Origin of the sequence: Amycolatopsis circi (genome assembly GCF_003385235.1) — a bacterium.
Taxonomy (GTDB): Bacteria; Actinomycetota; Actinomycetes; order Mycobacteriales; family Pseudonocardiaceae; genus Amycolatopsis; species Amycolatopsis circi.
On the sequence record NZ_PQIA01000165.1, the window covers coordinates 1 to 18,675 of the forward strand.

Genomic DNA, 18,675 nt, shown 5'->3' on the forward strand with positions numbered 1-18,675 from the left:
GCGCTGCCCGGCCGGGTACCGCAGACCTGCTCGAGGACCTCAATCCCGCCCAGCGCGAGGCGGGGACGCACGCCGGAGGTCCGCTGCTGGTCGTCGCGGGAGCCGGATCGGGCAAGACGCGCGTGCTCACGCGCCGGATCGCCTACCTGCTCGGGCAGCGCGGCGTGCATCCGGGCGAGATCATGGCGATCACGTTCACCAACAAGGCCGCCGCCGAGATGCGCGAACGCGTCGCGGCGCTCGTCGGCAAGCGCGCGAACGCGATGTGGGTGTCCACGTTCCACTCGATGTGCGTGCGAATCCTTCGCCGCGAGGCGAAAACGCTCGACATGTCGTCGAGTTTCTCCATCTACGACTCGGACGACACGAAGCGGCTCATCACGCTCGTGGCGCGCGATCTCGACATCGACCCGAAGAAGTACGCCGCGCGCACGCTCGCGGTGCACATCTCGAACCTCAAGAACGAGCTGGTCGATCCGGACGAGGCGGCCTCGAAGGCGGCCAACGACCTGGAACGCCGGGTCGCCGAGGTCTACACCGAGTACCAGCGCAGGCTGGCGAGCGCGAACGCGTTCGACTTCGACGACCTGATCATGCGGACAGTGTCGTTGCTGCAAGCGTTCCCGGACGTCGCGGAGTACTACCGGCGGCGCTTCCGGCACGTTCTGGTCGACGAGTACCAGGACACCAACCACGCGCAGTACACCCTGGTGCGCGCGCTGGCTGGCACTGAAGCAACGGACACCGGGATCGAACCCGCCGAACTGTGCGTGGTCGGCGACGCGGACCAGTCCATCTACGCCTTCCGCGGCGCGACCATCCGCAACATCGAGGAATTCGAACGCGACTTCCCGAACGCGCACACGATTCTGCTGGAGCAGAACTACCGCTCCACGCAAACGATCCTGTCCGCCGCCAACGCGGTGATCGCGCGCAACCCCAACCGGCGAGCCAAGCGGCTGTGGACCGATTCGGGCGACGGCGAGAAGATCGTCGGCTACGTGTCGGACAACGACCACGACGAGGCCGCGTTCGTCGCCGGGGAGATCGACTCGCTGGCGGAGAAGGGCGAGGCGGACTACTCGGATGTGGCGGTATTCTACCGCACCAACAACCAGTCGCGGGTGTTCGAGGAAATCTTCATCCGGCTGGGCCTGCCGTACAAGGTCGTCGGCGGCGTGCGGTTCTACGAGCGGCGCGAAGTGCGGGACATGATCGCGTACCTGCGCGTGCTCGCGAACCCGGACGACACGGTCAGCCTGCGGCGGATTCTCAACGTCCCCAAGCGCGGCATCGGCGATCGGGCCGAGGCGGTCGTGGCCACCCATGCGGAACGGGAACGGATCTCGTTCTGGGCCGCGTTGCGCGACGCGGTCGAGGGCAAGGTGGCGCTGCTGAACCCGCGTTCGGCCAAGGCGATCACCGGATTCGTGACGCTGCTGGACGAACTGCAGGAGATGGCGTCGTCCGGCACCGAGGTGCACGACCTGCTCGAAGCGGTCCTGGAACGCACCGGCTACCGCGCGGAGCTTGAGGAATCAGACGACCCGCAGGACGCGTCGCGCGTCGAAAACCTCACCGAATTGGTGACGGTGGCCCGCGAATTCGCCGAGTTCACCGCCGAGGTCACCAACGACGAGAACGCGGAACTGGTCCTGGACGACGGCGTCCCCGCCCCTGGCTCGCTTCCCGCTTTCCTGGAACGGGTTTCCTTGGTCGCGGACGCCGACTCGATCCCTGCCTCAGACGGCGGCGAGGAAGGCGACGGCGGCGCGGGCGTGGTCACGCTGATGACCGTGCACACCGCCAAGGGCCTGGAGTACCCGGTCGTTTTCTGCACCGGCTGGGAAGACGGCGTCTTCCCGCACATGCGCGCCCTGGGCGATCCCGCTGAACTGGCCGAAGAACGCCGCCTGGCCTACGTGGCGATTACCCGTGCGCGGCAACGGCTTTACGTGTCGCGGGCGCTCACCCGGTCGGCGTGGGGACAGCCGCAGATGAACCCGGCTTCCCGCTTCCTGGACGAACTGCCTCCGGACCTTGTCGACTGGCGCCGCCTGGAACCTTCTTCGCCTGGCTTCGGAAACTTCGGCTCTTCTTCCGGTTCTTCCTCGGGCCCGCGTGCTGCGACCACCTGGGGCCGCCGGTCCTCGACGTCGACGTCTTCGAGTTCGCCGTTCGGGAAGGGCTGGAAGGAGACGGTGGCTCTGAAGCTGGACGTCGGGGACCGGGTGAGCCACGACAAGTACGGCCTGGGAACGGTCATCTCCTGCGACGGCATCGGCCCGCGCGCGACGGCGACGATCGACTTCGGGGCGTCGGGCAAGGTCCGGCTGATGCTGATCGGCAGCGTGCCGATGGTGAAACTCTGACGGCTGCCTGCGGTTTCGGGGGTTGATCCTCCTTGCTGGGCCAGGTCGGTTTGCGCTGTGCTGGTTCGGGCCGTGCTGATTCGCGCTGTGCTGTGTGGGGATGGGCGAGTCGCGGTGAGCGGAGCGGGCCAATCTCGTCCGTGCCGTGCCGTGCCGTGCCGTGCCGTGCCGTGCCGTGCCGTGCCGTGCCGTGCCGTGCCGTGCCGTGCCGTGCCGTGCCGTGCCGTGCCGTGCCGTGCCGTGCCGTGCCGTGCCGTGCCGTGCCGTGCGCTGATCTCGGAGGCGCGCTGTGTTGACTAGGCGAGTTGCCTGGGTCGGATTCTCCTGGATCCCGTTCGCCAGCGCGGGTTTGCTCCAAGCTGGTTCGCCTCGGCAAGGATTGCCTGTGCCGGTACTCAGCGCTGCTCCGAGTTCCGCTTTGCCTTCACGCGCGGCCCTGCCGCGTGGCTTCCAGGTGTCTTTCCGGGCACCTGAGCCTCCGAACCTCTAGTACGTGGTGCTGTCGCGCTCCCAGCACTCGGCAAGCCACTCTCGCCTGGCCCGCGACTCGTGTCCCGCCCTCCGCCGGACATCTTTCGCCGGACCGAGTGAACTCCCCAGCGATCCGGCCGATCTTGTCGGTCCCCTCCGGCATACTTAGCTCTATCGAACACAAGTTCGATTAAGTGCGGTACGATGTGAGAGGGATGCAGGGGATGGACGCGGTGCTGTTTGGGGTATTTGCCGCTGGGGTACAGGAGTACTTGAGGAGAGTCGCGGGGCCGGTTGCTGTGGGACGGCAATCAGGCCAGCTCGGGACGTGCCAGGGGACGTGGCACGGCTGGCCGCGGCATGGCGCGCGTTGCTGAAGCAACACGCATTGGGACCGGACGGCAGATGTGTCGTCTGCGGAAGAGCGTCGCGGGCCGACGAGGGGGTCGCGCGATGGATGCCGTGGCGAAGACGCGCGGACCTGTGCACGGTGTGGCAGGTAGCAGTCGCCTACTTCGTCCGTCGTCTGCCTGGCAGCGATCCATGATGACGTCGATCCGCGCCACCGGCACCTGACGGCTCAGGCATTCATGCGTGGTCTCTGGTGGAGATCGCCGCGTTTCTTTGCGGTGCCGGAGTATTCGGAGCGACTTCACCACGGTGCACTGCGACGGAAGCGGGGGCGATTGACCGGTGTCTGTGGCACTCACGCCGTGCACGCGCTGCGGATCAGTGACGCCAGAGCTTCCGGACGCTCCGCGTGCAAGATCGCGCGCGAAGCGCATGTCGCATCTGGCTGAGCGATCCGTGCGGATCAAGCCCAGGCGGCAACGTTTCGCGGCGGCCACGGCCGATGTGCCGGTGCCAGGCAGGCGAGACGTATCAGAAAGTTCCGCCAGGTCCTTGTGCGCGAAGCGCATGCCGCGCCTGGCTGAGCGATCCATGCGGATCAAGGCCAGAGGGCAACGTTGCGCGGCGGCCACCGCCAATGCGCCGTTGTCAGGCAGGCCAGACGAGACGTGCCGGAAAGTTCCGCCAGATCCTTGCGCGAAGCAAAATTTCGCGGCTGCCCGCCTAAAACGAGCCGGTGCGGATCAGTTCAGGCAGGTCGGTGCGCCGGTTGCCCGACGGACGAGAGGTGCGAGTCGGATCAGACGTTCACGCCGCGGGCGGCGAGCCACGGGCGCGGGTCGATCTTCTTGGTGCCGTCCTGCCACACCTCGAAGTGCAGGTGCGGACCGGTGCTCTCGCCGCGGTTGCCGATCTCGGCGATCTGCTCGCCGCACTTGACCTTCTGCCCCTCGCGGACGGAGAAGCTGTTCATGTGGCCGTAGACCTGGATGGTGCCGTCGTCGAGCTGGACGCGTACCCAGAGGCCGAAGCCGCTGGCGGGGCCGGCCTGGATGACGGTGCCGTCGGAGGCGGCGTAGATCGGGGTGCCGATGGAGTTGGCGATGTCGATGCCGAGGTGGCTGGTGCCCCAGCGGGCGCCGAAACCGGAGGTGAACGTGCCGTGAGCGGGCATGCAGGTCTTCGGGCGGGCCGCCTCTTCGGCGGCCTGGCGCGCGGCTTCGGATTCCGCCTGCACGCGGGCCTTGGTGACCTTGGCGCTGTCGGCCATCTTCGCGGCTTCGGCGGAGGCGTCGACGGCGTGGCCGGTCGGCAGCAGTTCGGGAGCGCCCCCGGAGCCCGCGCTGCCGAGGGTGAACGAGGCGCTCGCGTTCTGTGCGTTGGCGAGCGGGGTGACCGCGGCGTCGGAGTCTCCGCCGCTGGTGGACTTAAGGGTCTGACCTGCGGCGGCTGCGGCGAACGCGCCGGCCGCGACGGCGGCGACCACGACCCGTCCGCGAAGGGCGGAGGAGGGCGGGGAGATGCGGTGCTGTCCCCGGACGCGGATGACTGCACCGTCCAGTGCGTCTTTCAGCGCCGGGGAAGGGGCTTGGCCGCCGGGGGAGCGGTGTGAAGCCAAGACAGGGCCTTCCATCGTCGGGGAGCCGGGCGGAAGAGAACTCGGGCGGGGGATCCCGTGAACGAACCTCGGGGGTGATTCGCTCAGCGTTCTGCTTCGTGACCTGACTGTAATGGGGACCGGGGGACAGTAACGAAGCGGCGCCTCAATGAGCAAGGCGCGGCCGGGCTTTCGGCCGAACGAGTGGCGCGCATCGAGCTTCTAGCTGTGGAAACTACCCAAAGTTAACCGGGAACTACTTCATCGATTGTGGCTTGAGTCACATACCTTCGGATGGCCCAACGCTCCCGGAGCCCTCCCGGCGGACGTGCGGACGAAATAACCGGCCGCCCGGGTGCGTTGAAGCAGTTTCACGCGAAGTCTTGTGACGACGCTCACTCTCGGCAGCGTCTGCGGACGCTCTCCGAGGGGTTTCGCCTCGTGACACTTCCCCCCGCTCCCCGGCGACGGACCCTTCCCGCCCAGATCCGCCTGGCCCAGCAGGTCCTGAGGCTCGACTCAGGCCAAGCAGATCCGCGGCAGCGGGGCTCGCCAGTGCGTTCCGCTCAGCGAGCACCACCGCCGGACCCGGCCTATTTGCCGGGTCCCGGTGGGCTCGGAATCAAGCACCGCCGTCTGTTTCGCCAGGCCTCGGCCCAAGCCTGTGACCTGCTTCTTCAGCCCACCGGCTCCGCGGACCACCTGGTCGATGCAGCTAGCTACCTGCCCCGGCGCATCGCTGCGATTCGTCTCCCCGGCCGGAGTCTGTCGCGGATCCTTCTCGGCGATGCAGCCAGTTGCCTGCCCCGGCGCATCGCTGCGATTCGTCTCCCCGGCCGGAGTCCGTCGCGAACGCTCTCGCGATGCGGCTGGTTGCTGCCGTTCCCGTTCCGCTCTGTGCCCGGCGGCCGGTCTCTCCGGCCTGCCGGAGTTCGCTGCGACCCTTCTCGGCGATGCAGCAGGTCATCAGCGCTTCCCAGCGGGCCTGGCCAGCGCGGGAATCGTCCGTCCGATCTGCCGGAGACCGCCGCGACTCCCCTCGGGATGCGGCCGGTTGCCTGCCCTCCCCGGCAGGCCCCGACCGTCCCGTTTCCGGCGGACCGTCCCCACGGTCTGCCGGAGCCTGTCGCGACTTCCGCCGCGAACCCGGCCGGTTGCCTGCCCCTCCAGCAGGCTCTGGCCATCTCCATCCCTGGCAGGTCCTCCCCGGCCTGCCAGGGATGGAGATCGCGGCTCCCCTCCGCGACGCGGCCGTTCACCTGCCCTCCCCGGCAGGTCTCGGCCCCTCCATCTCGATCCCGGCAAGCCGTCCCCACGACCTGCCGGCACCCGTCGCGGCTCCCCTCCGCGACCTGGTCGGGCACCTGCCACGAACAGGTGTCCGACCTCGTCCATCGCCCCCGCGATGTGTCCCCGTGCTTCGTCCCGCCCAGGAGTGACGCCCCGAACGTCTCGCCCTTACGCGACTTCCCCGAAGTTTTTCCTCGACGCTCCCTCCGGCCTTTCGGTCCCTCTGTCGTCGAGACCTCCGGCCCGCGCTCCTCTTACGCGGATCGGCGGATTTTTTCTTCGCACCCGTCAGACGCGCGGGGGCGGCCCAAGGTTCATCCGGCGGCGAATTCACCTGGAAGTGCGTTCCGGCCTGGTCGAGGCGGCCCTGCTGTCCCCCTGCCGCGGGCGGTCCTTGCTAGCGTCGCGAGCGATGACTCCGCCGACCTCAGAGCCTCCCGACGGCGACTCCGCCCCGGACACCCCGGACCGTCCCGCCGGACCCCGGCGTCCCAGCCTCGCCGAGCGCAAGGCCGCCGCCCGTGCCCGAGCCCGCCGTGACGCCGGTCGCGCGAAGCCGGACCCAGCCGTCAGTCCCGCCGACTCAACCCGTCGCCGCGGGGCGACTTCCGCTGAACGCTCAGCTGACTCGTCTGGTCGCGACGAACCGACACCAGCGGGAAGCCCGGCCGACTCACCTCGCCGCGGTGTCCCGACGTCTGAGGGACGCTCGGGCGGCCCGCCCGGTCTCGATGAGCCGAGGCCAGCGGGAAGCCTGGCCGACTCATCTGGCCGCGGTGGCCCGACGTCTGAGGGAAGCCCGTCCAGCCGCGATGAGCAGAGGTCGGCTGGGAGCCCTGCCGACTCGCCTCGCCGCGAGGGAGCGATTTCCGAGGGAAGCTCGGACGGCCCGTCTGGTCGCGACGAACCGACACCAGCGGGAGACCCGGCCGACTCACCTCGCCGCGATGCCCCAACGTATGAGGGACGCCCGTCTGGCCGCAGTGCGCCGACGCCAGCGGGAAGTCCGGCCGACTCATCTGGCCGCAATGCGCCAACGCCAGCGGGAAGCCCGTCCAGCAGCAGTGCGTCGACGTCGGCAGAAGGCCTTGACGAGCCGCGCCGTGCCGGGGCGACCCCCGCGGCAACCGCCCCGGCCGAGCCGAGGTCCGCACCCCGCACCATCCCCAGCCGCCAAGGCACCAGCCGAGGCGACAACCCGCCCCTCCTGGACCTCACTGACCGAACCCCCTCCCCAAGGCTCCGAGCCGCCACCGCGCTCGTCGGCCTCGGCTCCCTGGCCTTGGCCGCCGGAGCCATCGCCCCGGTCTCGCCCGATGCCGGACCGGGCTACCTGTCCTGGCCGCTCCTCGTCCTCCTCGCCGTCGTCCCGGCCGGGATCGCGTTCGCGGCGGCTCGCAGCGGGCGGCACGGGCTGGCCGCCGGTCTCGTCACCGGACTCGCCGCTCTCGCGCCGGGACGGCTGGTCCTCGATCTCCAATTCCTCGTCAACGGCTCCAAAACCATCCGCCCCGAGCTGTATCTCCCGGACCGGCTGCTCGACCGCAGCGGCGTCGGCATCGGGTTCTGGCTGCTGATCGCCGGGCATCTGCTGACGCTCGTCGCCGGGATCGTGGCCGCGCAGGTCGTGCGGGAGCGCAACGAGATCGCCGGAGGGGACGACCAACGCCGCTGGCGGTTGATCATTCCGCTGCTCGCCGTCGTCGCCGCGGTCGGATTGCTGATGACGCCCGTTCTCTCGGACGACCCGTTTCTCCTTGCGCGGTCGGCATTTGACGGTCCTGGCCTGGCGCTCGCCGGTTACCTTCTCCTCGCCGGTGCGCTGCCGGTCGCCGCGGTCCTCGGGATTTCCGCCGGATCCGACGGCGTCGCCCGCGGGACGCTCGGCGGGATCGTCGCGGCGGTGCTGGCCGTCGCGGTGCCGACGTTGGTCGCCGGGCTCGCCGTGTCGGGGCTGGAGGTGTCGACGGGCGCGTATCTCGCCGTCGTGCCGATGGTGCTGGTCCTCGTCCTCACTCCACTTGCGACACCGCAGCAGACGGAGGCCGAACGCACCGACCTGGCCGGCGAAGCTCGCGTCCCGGGGCTCACCATCTGGCGCACGCTCACCGCGCTTCTCGCATTGCTGACCGGAATCGCGGCGGCGATCGGCGCGTACGCTCCGCAACTCAACAACAGCACGGACAGCCCGGCCCGCTTGCAACTGCTGATCGCGGCAATTCTCGTTGTGCTGCCAGTGCCTTTCCTTCTTTCGCGTCGTACCGCGCCGTTCGCGCGCGGGGTGCTCGCGGTGTTGTGGGCCGGGGTCGTTCTCGCCGGAACGGCGGTGCTCAGCACGGCCATCACCGCCTCCGAAGCGACGGGACTCGGCGGGCTCGGCGGCGAGATCAGTTACCACCTCGGCGCGGGTGCCGTTTTCACCGCGATCGCGCTGGGCCTCGCCGGGCTTGCCGCGTTGGCCGCGGTGATCACCGGCGTCGTGGAACGCGACGACACCGGTACCGAAGGACCGCGGTCCCCGGTCTTGATCCCGGCCGGAATTGCCGCGGTGCTGGCGATCGCGACATTCGGCACACCGGTATTCACCGCGCACGATTACGCGACGCCCGGTCTTTGGTCCGATTTCGACACTCCGTCGTGGGGATTGCTCGTCGCGGTGCTCGTCGTTCTCGGGACGCTCGGGCTGAGCCTTCGTTCGCGGCCCGGCGCCGCCGCGGCCGGGCTGGCCGGAGCGGCGCTGCTGCTCGCCTTGCACGTCGCCGAGATTCCGCTCGTCAGTTCGGCCTTCTCCGGCGCACAACCGGGCGCGGGATTCTGGCTCGGGCTCGCCGCGGTCGTGGCGGCAGTGATCGCCGCCGGCACCGCGGTCGCCGGTGCGAAGAAATGAGCCCGCGCCGCGTCGTCCTGGTGGAGCTGTCGGAAGAAACCGCGGCGATTCCCTTGGCGAGAATGCTGCGCGACGCCGGTCTCGAAGTCGTCCACGTTGGACACCTCGACACGAAAGAAAAGATCGCGCGCACCGCCGAACAGGAGGATCCAGACATTCTGGGCCTCCTCGGCGGTCCGGTCCCCGGGGGTCTCGCCGAAGCGCTCCCCGGCACGAACGTCGTCGAGTTGGGCGAGGAAAGCCCCGAAAAGGCCGTCGAAATGCTTGTCGGTGGGCGGTCTCACACCCTCGGCACACCCTCTGACCGCGTACGGTGACCGACTTCACCAGGTGCGGCGTCCCCTGCGTCTGCGCTGGTCGCTAACCTCGACTGGTCCGACAGCGCGGTCCGGAAAACGGACCACCACAGTGGCGTGTCGTCAGGAGACTGGAGTAGTGGACCTCTACGAGTACCAGGCGAGGGATCTCTTCGCCGCCCACGGAGTACCGGTTCTGCCGGGCGCCGTGGCAAGCACCCCGGAAGAAGCCAAGGCCGCCGCGGAGCAGATCGGCACCCAGGTCGTCGTCAAGGCGCAGGTGAAGGTCGGCGGCCGGGGCAAGGCGGGCGGCGTCAAGCTGGCCCAGACGCCCGACGAGGCGAAGGAGAAGGCGGAAGCCATCCTCGGCCTCGACATCAAGGGCCACATCACGCACCGCGTGCTGGTGGCGGAAGCATCGGACATCGCGTCCGAGTACTACTTCTCCTTCCTTCTCGACCGCGCCAACCGCACTTTCCTCGCGATGGCGTCGTCCGAGGGCGGCATGGAGATCGAGCAGCTCGCGGTCGAGCGCCCGGACGCGCTCGCCAAGATCCCGGTCGACGCGATCAAGGGCGTCGACAAGGCGACGGCGCTCGAGATCCTGAAGGCCGGCAACTTCCCGGCCGACATCATCGACGAGGCCGCCGACGTCGTGGTGAAGCTGTGGGAGACCTTCGTCTCCGAGGACGCCACCCTGGTCGAGGTCAACCCGCTGGTCCGCGACCCGCAGGACAAGATCATCGCCCTCGACGGCAAGGTCACCCTCGACGAGAACGCCTCCTTCCGCCACCCGGCGCACGAGGACCTCGTCGACAAGCAGGCCGAGAACCCGCTCGAGGCGAAGGCCAAGGCCAAGAACCTCAACTACGTCAAGCTCGACGGCGAGGTCGGCATCATCGGCAACGGCGCGGGCCTCGTGATGTCCACTTTGGACGTCGTGGCGTACGCGGGCGAGAAGCACGGCGGCGTTAAGCCCGCCAACTTCCTCGACATCGGCGGCGGCGCGTCGGCCGAGGTCATGGCGGCCGGTCTGGACGTCATCCTCAACGACACCGACGTGAAGAGCGTGTTCGTGAACGTCTTCGGCGGCATCACCGCTTGCGACGCGGTCGCGAACGGCATCGTCGAGGCGCTGAAGATCCTGGGCGACGAGGCCACCAAGCCGCTGGTCGTCCGCCTGGACGGCAACAACGTCGTCGAGGGTCGCCAGATCCTGGCCGACGCGAACCACCCGCTGGTCACCGTGGTGGACACAATGGACAACGCGGCCGACAAGGCTGCCGAGCTCGCCGCGGCAGGTGCGTGAGATGTCGATCCTGATCAACGAGAACAGCAAGGTCATCGTCCAGGGGCTCACCGGCTCCGAGGGCATGAAGCACGCGACCAAGATGCTGAAGTCCGGCACGAACATCGTGGGCGGCGTCAACGCCCGCAAGGCCGGCCAGACGGTCACCATCGAGGGCAAGGACCTCACCGTGTTCGGCACGGTCGAGGAGGCCATCAAGGAGACCGGCGCCGACGTGTCGGTCATCTTCGTGCCGCCGAAGTTCGCCAAGGACGCGGTCATCGAGGCCATTGACGCCGAGATCCCGCTGGCCGTCGTCATCACCGAGGGCATCCCGGTGCACGACTCGGCCTACTTCTGGGCGCACGCGGTCGCGACCGGCAACAAGACCCGGATCATCGGGCCGAACTGCCCCGGCGTGATCAGCCCCGGCAAGTCGAACGCGGGCATCATCCCGTCCGACATCACCGGCGCGGGCGGCATCGGCCTCGTGTCGAAGTCGGGCACGCTGACCTACCAGATGATGTACGAGCTGCGCGACATCGGTTTCTCGACCGCGGTCGGCATCGGCGGCGACCCGGTCATCGGCACCACCCACATCGACGCCCTCGAGGCGTTCGAGAAGGACGCCGACACCAAGGTCATCGTGATGATCGGCGAGATCGGCGGCGACGCCGAAGAGCGCGCGGCGGCCTACATCAAGGAGAACGTGACCAAGCCGGTCGTCGGCTACGTCGCAGGCTTCACCGCCCCCGAGGGCAAGACGATGGGCCACGCGGGCGCGATCGTGTCCGGATCGTCCGGCACCGCCGCGGCGAAGAAGGAGGCCCTCGAGGCCGCCGGCGTCAAGGTCGGCAAGACCCCGAGCGAGACCGCGGTTCTCGCTCGCGAGCTGTACAACAGCCTCGGCTGACCAGCAGCGACTCCAACGGCGGAGGCCGGGCACCGACACGGTGCCCGGCCTTCGTCGTTTCCGCCCGCAACCGATCCGGCGCTCGGTGCGTCCAACGTCGCGGACGCCAAGGGCGGATGCGCTAGCGTGCAGTCACTCGTGAGCGGGGGACGCCGCCGGCGCGCCCGGGCACCGCAGGATCTCGAACCGCCGGTCGATGAGACAGGAGACCTTCCGATGACCTTCCCCAGTGGCGGGCCCGGCTACCCCCAGCAGGGCCAGCCGTCCCAGGGACCGCCCCCGTCGGGCGGGTTCCCGCAGCAGCCCCAGCCCCAGCAGGGTCCGCCTGCCTCGGGCGCCGGAACGCCGCCGAACCTTCCGCTGCTGCTGTCCCTCGGCGTGGCCGGGCTCGGGCTGGTGCAGTACTTCCTCGGCTTCGCCAGCGAAGCGGGCACGGCCGGGCAGGCCATTCTGTTCCTGCTCGTCGGCGGTCTGCTGTCGGCGATGAACCTGCTGCCCAAGGGGCCGAAGACGCTGCCGTTCGCCGCGCTGTTCAGCGTGCTCGGCGGGCTGGGCGCGCTCGACGCCGTCATCTCCGGGCGAACGTCTGCCATCGTGATCGTGGTGCTGATCCTCGGTCTCCTGCAGATGGCCGCATCGGTCGCCGTGCTGCTGTTCGAGTACGGCGTGCTCAAGCCGCCGGCCTCGCAGCCAGCTGCCCCGGCGTACCAGCAGCCCTACGGCCAGCAGGGCCAGTACCAGCCGACGCAGTACCAGCCGGCTCCCGGCCAGCAGGGCCAGCAGTCGCCGCCGCAGGCTCCGGGACAGCAGCCGCCGTCCCCGCAGCAGCAGCCGCCCGCTACTCCGCCGCCGGGCGGACAGGCCACGACGTACGCGCCGCAGCAGGGCCAGTTCTTCCAGCCGCCGGCCGACCAGAACAAACCGGGCACGCCGCCCGGAGGTTTCGGACAGCAAGGCTGAAACCCCTTCGCATTACCCACCCGCTGTGACTCTCCGTGTCACAGCGGGTGTTTTTATTGGCCTCGTGCCACGACCGGGTGGGCGTTGGATTCGCCACGTCCGCCCGGCGGCGTGCCTCACCCGGACGGCCGAGCGCGGATGTCATGGTCGGGGACATGCAGGTGCTCACCAGTCCCGGACGCCCCGCGGGCGACGAGCCGGTGGGCGACTCCCCTGACCAGGATGTCCCGCAGGCACCCCGGTTGCGGGTGTTGCTCGTCGCGGCGCTCGGCCCGCTCGTCACCGGCTACGCGGCGGTCGCCACCCTGCTCACGCTCGTCACGCTGACCGCGCAGCACGCGATCTTCTCCGCGGGCGGCGTGCTGCTGTCGGCGGGACCCGGCTGGCTGGCCGCCTACCAGGTCGAACTCGGGATCGGTGGCCATCCGCTCGGCATGCTGCCGCTGCTGCCGACAATCGGCGTGGTGCTGCTGGTCGCGCGAGCGGCGGCCAAGGCGGTGCGACGGCTTCGCTGCGCCAGGTTGCGACACGCGGTCCCGTTGATCGCCACGATTTCCGGCGCGCATTTGCTCTTCGGGCTTGTGATTTCGTTGCTGTCGACCGGTGAACCGGTGCGGGCGAACGTCGCGCTCGCCGCGGTTGTCCCCGCCGTGATCTCCGGACTCGCGGCCACCGCCGGGGTCCTTCGGCGGTTCGGGATGCCGCAGGTGCTCATCGAACGGCTCGACCCGCTGGCCCTTCGCGGTTTGCGCGCGGGCCTGCTCGGGTTGTTCGCGCTGCTGGCGGCTGGCGCTCTGACGCTGACCGCCGCCACGGCGCTGTCCGCGCGCACGGTGTCCAGCCTGTTCGAGCCGTCGTTCGGCGGGAGCTTCGGCCTGTTCCTGCTTTCCGTGCTGTACCTGCCGAACGCCGTGGTCGCCGCGATGTCGTTCGTGAGCGGACCCGGGTTCAGCATCGGCAGCCTCAACGTGCACCTCGTCGGCTACCGCGGCGGTTCCGTTCCTGGGGTGCCGCTGCTCGGCGGCATTCCCGAGCACGCCGCGTCGTGGTGGCCGGTGCTGCTGGTGCTGCCGCTGGCGGTCGGGGTGCTGGTCGGCTGGTCGGTGCGCGCGGTGGACGAGGATCCGGCGGCGCGGCTGCGGGCCGTGGTCGTCGCGGGCGCGGTGGTCGGGTTCGGCTGCGTGCTGCTGGGCACGCTCGCCGGCGGACGACTCGGCGACGGTCCGTTCGATCCGGTCAGCGTGCCCGTCGGGGTGGCGTCGATCGTGGCGTTCTGCTGGATCGTGATCCCGGCCGGGTTCGTGGCGTTCTTCGCGGGGGCGCACTCTCCGATGCGGCCGGTCGGTTCGCTCGAGGTGGAGGACGAGCCGGATTCCGAGACCGCTGAGTCGGAGGAGGCCGAGTCCGATGAGGACGTTGCGGACGCGGACGAGGCCGAGGAATCCGGAGACTCCGACGAGGAATCCGAGGCTGACTCGGATTCGGCTGAAGAGCCTGACGAGACCGAGGACTTCGACGCCGAGGCCGATGCCGAACTGGGCCTCGACCTGCCGGAGGACGAGTCGGAAACCGAGGTCGCCGCGACCGGGGACAAGCCTGAAGACAAGCCCGAAACCCTGGCCGAAGAGCCGAAGGCTGTGACCGAGTCCACCGAGGACTCCGGCGACGCGAAGCCCGCCGAGGACGACCGTTAGGGTTGGGGCGACCTGGTGAAGCGCCGTGCGCCCGAGGCGTACCGCCGTGCAAGGAGCCCGTTCTGGCCAGCCGCTTGGAACTGCCCACTCCGGTGAAGATCGTCGTGCTCGCGTCCGGTTCCGGCACGCTGCTGCAGGCGGTGCTCGACGCGGTCGGGCAGCCGGGGTTCCCGGCCTCCGTCGTCGCGGTCGGCGCCGACCGCACCGGTATCGAGGCGCTCACGCGGGCGGAACGGGCTGACGTGCCGTCGTTCACCGTGCGCGTCGCCGACCATCCGGACCGCGCCGCGTGGGACCGCGCGCTCGCCGAGGCCGTCGCGGCTTATCAGCCCGACCTCGTGGTGTCCGCGGGCTTCATGAAGATCCTCGGGCCGGAGTTCCTGTCGCGGTTCGCGGGCCGCGTGATCAACACCCACCCCGCGCTGCTGCCGTCCTTCCCTGGGATGCACGCGGTCGCCGACGCGCTGGCCGCGGGCGTGCGCGTCACCGGATCGACGGTGCATTTCGTCGACGCCGGGGTGGACACTGGCCCGGTCATCGCCCAGGAGGCGGTGCCGGTGGAGACCGACGACACCGAAGACGTCCTGCACGAGCGGATCAAAGCCGTGGAGCGCAGGCTGCTGGTTGAAACGATCGAGCGACTCGGCCGTGGTGGGTGCACCGTGGACGGACGAAAGGTGAGGTTTTCGTGAGCACAGCACAGGGACGGCGCCCGGTCCGGCGCGCGCTGATCGGCGTCTCGGACAAGGCCGGCCTGCTCGAGCTCGCGACCGGCCTGCACGCGGCCGGCGTGGAGATCGTGTCGACCGGCGGCACGGCGAAGGTCATCGCGAACGCCGGGGTTCCGGTCACGCCGGTCGAGCAGGTCACCGGATTCCCCGAGTCGTTCGACGGCCGGGTCAAGACGCTGCACCCGCGCGTGCACGCCGGACTGCTCGCCGACCAGGGCAACGACGACCACGTCGCACAGCTCAAGCAGCTCGACATCGCGGCGTTCGACCTGCTCGTGGTGAACCTGTACCCGTTCCAGGCGACCGTCGCGTCCGGCGCGAGCCCTGAGGACTGCGTCGAGAACATCGACATCGGCGGTCCCGCGATGGTGCGCGCGGCCGCGAAGAACCACGGCAGCGTCGCTGTCGTCGTGGACCCGGCGCGGTACGCGTGGGTGCTCGAGCAGGTCTCCGCGGGCGGCTTCGAACTGTCGGACCGCAAGCGGCTCGCTGCGCAGGCGTACGCGCACACGGCTGCGTACGACACTGCTGTCGCTTCGTGGTTCGCCAACGCGTACGCGCCTTCGGACGACAGCGGCTTCCCGGACTTCCTCGGCGCGACGTGGGACCGTGCGGACGTACTGCGCTACGGCGAGAACCCGCACCAGAAGGCGGCGCTGTACCGCAGCGCGCAGCCGGGCCTCGCGCACGCGGAGCAGCTTCACGGCAAGGCGATGTCGTACAACAACTACGTCGACACTGACGCCGCGCGTCGGGCCGCCTTTGACTTCTCCGAGCCGGCCGTCGCGATCATCAAGCACGCCAACCCGTGCGGGATCGCTGTCGGCACGGACGTCGCCGAAGCGCACCGCAAGGCGCACGCCTGCGACCCGGTGTCCGCGTACGGCGGCGTGATCGCCACGAACCGCCCGGTGAGCGTCGTGGCGGCGGAGCAGATCGCCGAGGTCTTCACCGAGGTCGTGCTCGCTCCCGACTTCGAGCCGGAAGCGCTGGAGATCTTGCAGCGCAAGAAGAACGTGCGGCTGCTGAAGCTGCCCGCGATCGAGAACGCGGCCCCGGTGGAGTTCCGGCCGATCTCCGGCGGCGTGCTCGTGCAGACCGCCGACGCGATCGACGCCCCCGGCGACAACCCGGCGAACTGGGAGCTGGCGACCGGCTCGCCCGCCGACGAGCAGACCCTCGCGGACCTGGAATTCGCGTGGCGGGCGCTGCGTGCGGTGAAGTCCAACGCGATCCTGCTGGCGCACGAGCAGGCGACCGTCGGCGTCGGCATGGGCCAGGTCAACCGCGTCGACTCGTCGCGGCTGGCAGTCTCGCGCGCCGGTGACCGGGCGAAGGGCTCGGTCGGCGCTTCGGACGCGTTCTTCCCGTTCCCGGACGGTCTCGAGGTGCTGATCGAGGCCGGCGTGCGCGCTGTCGTGCAGCCCGGCGGGTCGATCCGCGACGCCGAGGTGATCGCCGCTGCCGAAGCCGCCGGGATCACGCTGTACCTGACCGGAACGCGCCACTTCGCGCACTGATTTTTTGCTGGCCGGCCGGGGCTTTCGAGCCCCGGCCGGTTTTTCATCCCTCGCGCAAGATCGCGTAGACGACCTCGTCGCGGTAGCCGCCGTCGCGCCAGGTGACCTGGCACATCAGGCCTTCACGGTGGAAGCCGGTCTTCTCGAGCACCCGCTGCCCGTCGAGGTTCTCGCTGTCGACGAAGGCTTCGAGCCGGTGTGCGCGGGTGTGCCGGAAGAGCTGGTCGACGAGCAGTTGATACGCCTTCGCGTCGGTGCCGTGCCCGCGATAGTCGGGCAGCAACGTGACGCCGACCCGGAAACACCCACCGGCCGGCCCGCCCCGATCAGCCGCCTCCCAGGTGGCCATCCCGGCGACGACCGAGTCGACGGTCACCGCGACTGTGCTTGAAGCCGGGCTGAGGAACCCGTCCTCGGCGAAGCGCTGTCGCGCCTGCGGTCCGGTGAAACTCGTCCACTGGAAGGTCCCGGCGCCGTCCGGGTCCGTGGAGAACCGGTCGAGCACGGGAAGGTCAGCTTCGGCGAAACCCCGCAGGGCGATGTGTCCTGTCTTCATCAGGGTTCCCAGTGTAAAGAGCGGTTTTCCTGGTGTCCGGTGCTCTTCCGGGTTCTTTCCCCGTGCGCGCTTGACAGCGGGCCGGGGTGGGGTGAAACATGGATGATGTCGAACAGGTGTTCGAGACTGTTTGGTGCAGTGGTGCGTTTTTGGGTGCGATTGTTGGGTGACCGTGCGGATTCCGCGCGGATGAGGATGCGGAGCCGCCTTCCCCGCGGCGTGCCGACGTCCGTCCCGGGCTTGGTCTGACGACCTTGCCTCCGGGGCGGACCGTCGGCCGATCTCGGCGGAAGGAGGAAATCGGTGACGACCGGAGTGGCTTCGGGGGCCGCTTCTTGGGCTGCTTCTTCGGAGGCTGCTTCGGAGATCGCGGAAGAGACGGGAGCTTCAGGGGCCGCGGGGGCGGTTGTTGAGGCTGGGGCGACTTCTGCGGACGGTTCGGTCGCGGTTGGTTTTTCTGGAGCGGGGGTCGCTTCGGCTCTGGCTGCGGGGGCTTTGGCGACGGATGGGGCTTCGGCTTTGGCTGGGGTGACTGCGGGGGCTTTGGCGGCGGGTGAAGCTTCGGCTTTGGCTGGGGTGGCCGCAGGGGCTTTGGCGACGGGTGAGGCGGCTCTGGTCGGGATGGCCGCGGGAGCTTTGGGGGCTTCCGGGGCCAGAGGAGTTCCAGCTGCGGTTGGGGCGGCGTCGGAAGCAGGCGGTCCTTCGGCAGTGGCCGGGGAACTGAACGCTCCAGCGCTGCCTGCTGGCTCTGACGCGCCCGATTTCCAATGCGCCTCAGGGATTTTTTCGGAGAACCCCCGCCGGGAGCGTCGAAAGATCCTCTCAGACGCGGAAGCCACGGCTTCCGCCCCCACGAGCGTGCCGGAGGCGCGGCCGGCACGCTCGTGGGAAGTGTCGGTGCCGTGGTCGGCGATCGAAGCATTGGCGAAGGAACGAACGCCGGTCGCCGCGATGTCCGCAGGTTCGCCGAGATCGCTGTTCTCCTGGGGAGGGAACGGATCCCGTACCCGGCCGAGTTCTCTGGACATGGCGTTCGAACCATGGATGCCAGCCAACTTCGGCGGGTCAGCAGCCGACTCGTCGACGGGGCTTCGTTCGCAAGCCCGGCCCGGCTCGCCAGCCGAATCCGGTCGCGAACTTGGTCCCGGTTCGTTTCCCGCCAGGACCGCCTCGTCTGCTGACCCGCACGTGTCCGCCGGACCTGATTCACCGACTCCGGCGAGCCAGCCTGGTTCACCTGCTCGCCCGCAGCCTTCGGCTCGAGTTGTCCCGTCTGCTGAACGCGATTCGCCGCCTCATCCGGAACCGGAGACTCCGGACGAGCCGCCGATTCATCTTCGTTCCCTGGACCCCGCTGGTTTGGTTCCGGAAGCTGGTTCGTCAGTCGCATCCGGGCCGGGATCCCAGCCTGAGTCGGTGGCCTCGCACGAGCCGCCGACCCGGCTTCGTACGCGGGTTCCGACTGACTCGTCGCCTGCGTCCCGGCCGTCGACTTGTCTTCGTTCGCTGGACCCCGCTGGTTCGGTTCCGGAAGCTGATTCGTCAGTGGCACCCGGTCCGGGGTCCTCGCCTGAGTCGGTGATCTCGCACGAGCCGCCAACCCGGCTTCGTCCGTGGGTTCCGGCTGACTCGTCACCTGCGTCCGAGCCGCCGATTCATCTTCGTCCGGAAACTCCTTCCTGCTCGTCAGCTGAGTCCGATCCGGCAACTCGGCCCGAGACTCCGCTCACCCCGCCGACCCCACTGCAC

The 18,675-nt window shown here is 69.4% G+C and carries 11 protein-coding genes; 9 read left to right on the forward strand and 2 right to left on the reverse strand.

What is annotated here, in order from left to right; translation table 11 throughout:
• Window positions 1-2,372 (forward strand): DNA helicase PcrA (pcrA, locus tag D0D37_RS40980; RefSeq protein WP_116205959.1); only part of this gene is annotated, 2,372 nt, incomplete at its 5' end.
• A gap of 1,621 nt (window positions 2,373-3,993) precedes the next feature.
• Here the strand turns inward: pcrA and D0D37_RS40995 are convergent.
• Window positions 3,994-4,680 (reverse strand): M23 family metallopeptidase, encoded by a 687-nt coding sequence (locus D0D37_RS40995; protein WP_116205960.1) that lies wholly within the window; start codon window positions 4,678-4,680, stop codon window positions 3,994-3,996.
• A 2,683-nt stretch (window positions 4,681-7,363) separates the two neighbouring features.
• Between D0D37_RS40995 and D0D37_RS41000 the strand changes: the two genes are divergently transcribed.
• The 8 genes from D0D37_RS41000 (at window position 7,364) to purH (ending at window position 16,370) form a co-directional block, all read left to right on the forward strand.
• Window positions 7,364-8,968 carry a hypothetical protein gene (locus tag D0D37_RS41000; RefSeq protein ID WP_244223855.1) on the forward strand — a complete coding sequence of 535 codons (1,605 nt, stop codon included), beginning with the start codon at window positions 7,364-7,366 and terminating at the stop codon, window positions 8,966-8,968.
• A complete protein-coding gene (locus D0D37_RS41005; protein WP_116205961.1) occupies window positions 8,965-9,285 on the forward strand; it encodes a hypothetical protein in 321 nt (106 codons plus the stop codon). Before D0D37_RS41000 ends, D0D37_RS41005 begins: the two co-directional genes overlap by 4 nt.
• A gap of 118 nt (window positions 9,286-9,403) precedes the next feature.
• Complete coding sequence (sucC, locus tag D0D37_RS41010) at window positions 9,404-10,573, forward strand: ADP-forming succinate--CoA ligase subunit beta (protein ID WP_116205962.1); 1,170 nt, start codon at window positions 9,404-9,406, stop codon at window positions 10,571-10,573.
• Between the two features lies 1 nt (window position 10,574).
• Entirely contained in the window at window positions 10,575-11,465 is an 891-nt protein-coding gene (gene sucD / locus D0D37_RS41015; protein WP_116205963.1) for a succinate--CoA ligase subunit alpha, read from the forward strand.
• 216 nt (window positions 11,466-11,681) lie between these two features.
• Window positions 11,682-12,425, forward strand: coding sequence for a DUF5336 domain-containing protein (locus D0D37_RS41020; protein WP_116205964.1), 744 nt, complete (start codon window positions 11,682-11,684; stop codon window positions 12,423-12,425).
• A gap of 155 nt (window positions 12,426-12,580) precedes the next feature.
• Complete coding sequence (locus D0D37_RS41025; RefSeq protein WP_244223856.1) at window positions 12,581-14,119, forward strand: cell division protein PerM; 1,539 nt, start codon at window positions 12,581-12,583, stop codon at window positions 14,117-14,119.
• 74 nt (window positions 14,120-14,193) lie between these two features.
• On the forward strand, window positions 14,194-14,811 hold the full coding sequence (purN, locus tag D0D37_RS41030) for a phosphoribosylglycinamide formyltransferase (RefSeq protein WP_116205966.1): 618 nt from the start codon (window positions 14,194-14,196) through the stop codon (window positions 14,809-14,811).
• Window positions 14,808-16,370, forward strand: coding sequence for a bifunctional phosphoribosylaminoimidazolecarboxamide formyltransferase/IMP cyclohydrolase (gene purH / locus D0D37_RS41035; protein ID WP_116205967.1), 1,563 nt, complete (start codon window positions 14,808-14,810; stop codon window positions 16,368-16,370). The genes purN and purH overlap by 4 nt, the downstream gene beginning before the upstream one ends.
• A gap of 43 nt (window positions 16,371-16,413) precedes the next feature.
• Here purH and D0D37_RS41040 read toward each other — a convergent pair whose 3' ends face one another.
• Window positions 16,414-16,926 carry a GNAT family N-acetyltransferase gene (locus tag D0D37_RS41040; protein WP_116205968.1) on the reverse strand — a complete coding sequence of 171 codons (513 nt, stop codon included), beginning with the start codon at window positions 16,924-16,926 and terminating at the stop codon, window positions 16,414-16,416.
• Window positions 16,927-18,675 lie beyond the last annotated feature (1,749 nt).

Excerpts from the sequence above, each read along its gene's own strand:
- D0D37_RS41005 (WP_116205961.1), top strand. The coding sequence starts at position 8,965 with ATGAGCCCGCGCCGCGTCGTCCTGGTGGAGCTGTCGGAAGAAACCGCG.
- sucD (WP_116205963.1), top strand. The coding sequence starts at position 10,575 with ATGTCGATCCTGATCAACGAGAACAGCAAGGTCATCGTCCAGGGGCTC.
- D0D37_RS41020 (WP_116205964.1), top strand. The coding sequence starts at position 11,682 with ATGACCTTCCCCAGTGGCGGGCCCGGCTACCCCCAGCAGGGCCAGCCG.
- D0D37_RS41025 (WP_244223856.1), top strand. The coding sequence starts at position 12,581 with ATGCAGGTGCTCACCAGTCCCGGACGCCCCGCGGGCGACGAGCCGGTG.
- D0D37_RS41040 (WP_116205968.1), bottom strand. The coding sequence starts at position 16,926 with ATGAAGACAGGACACATCGCCCTGCGGGGTTTCGCCGAAGCTGACCTT.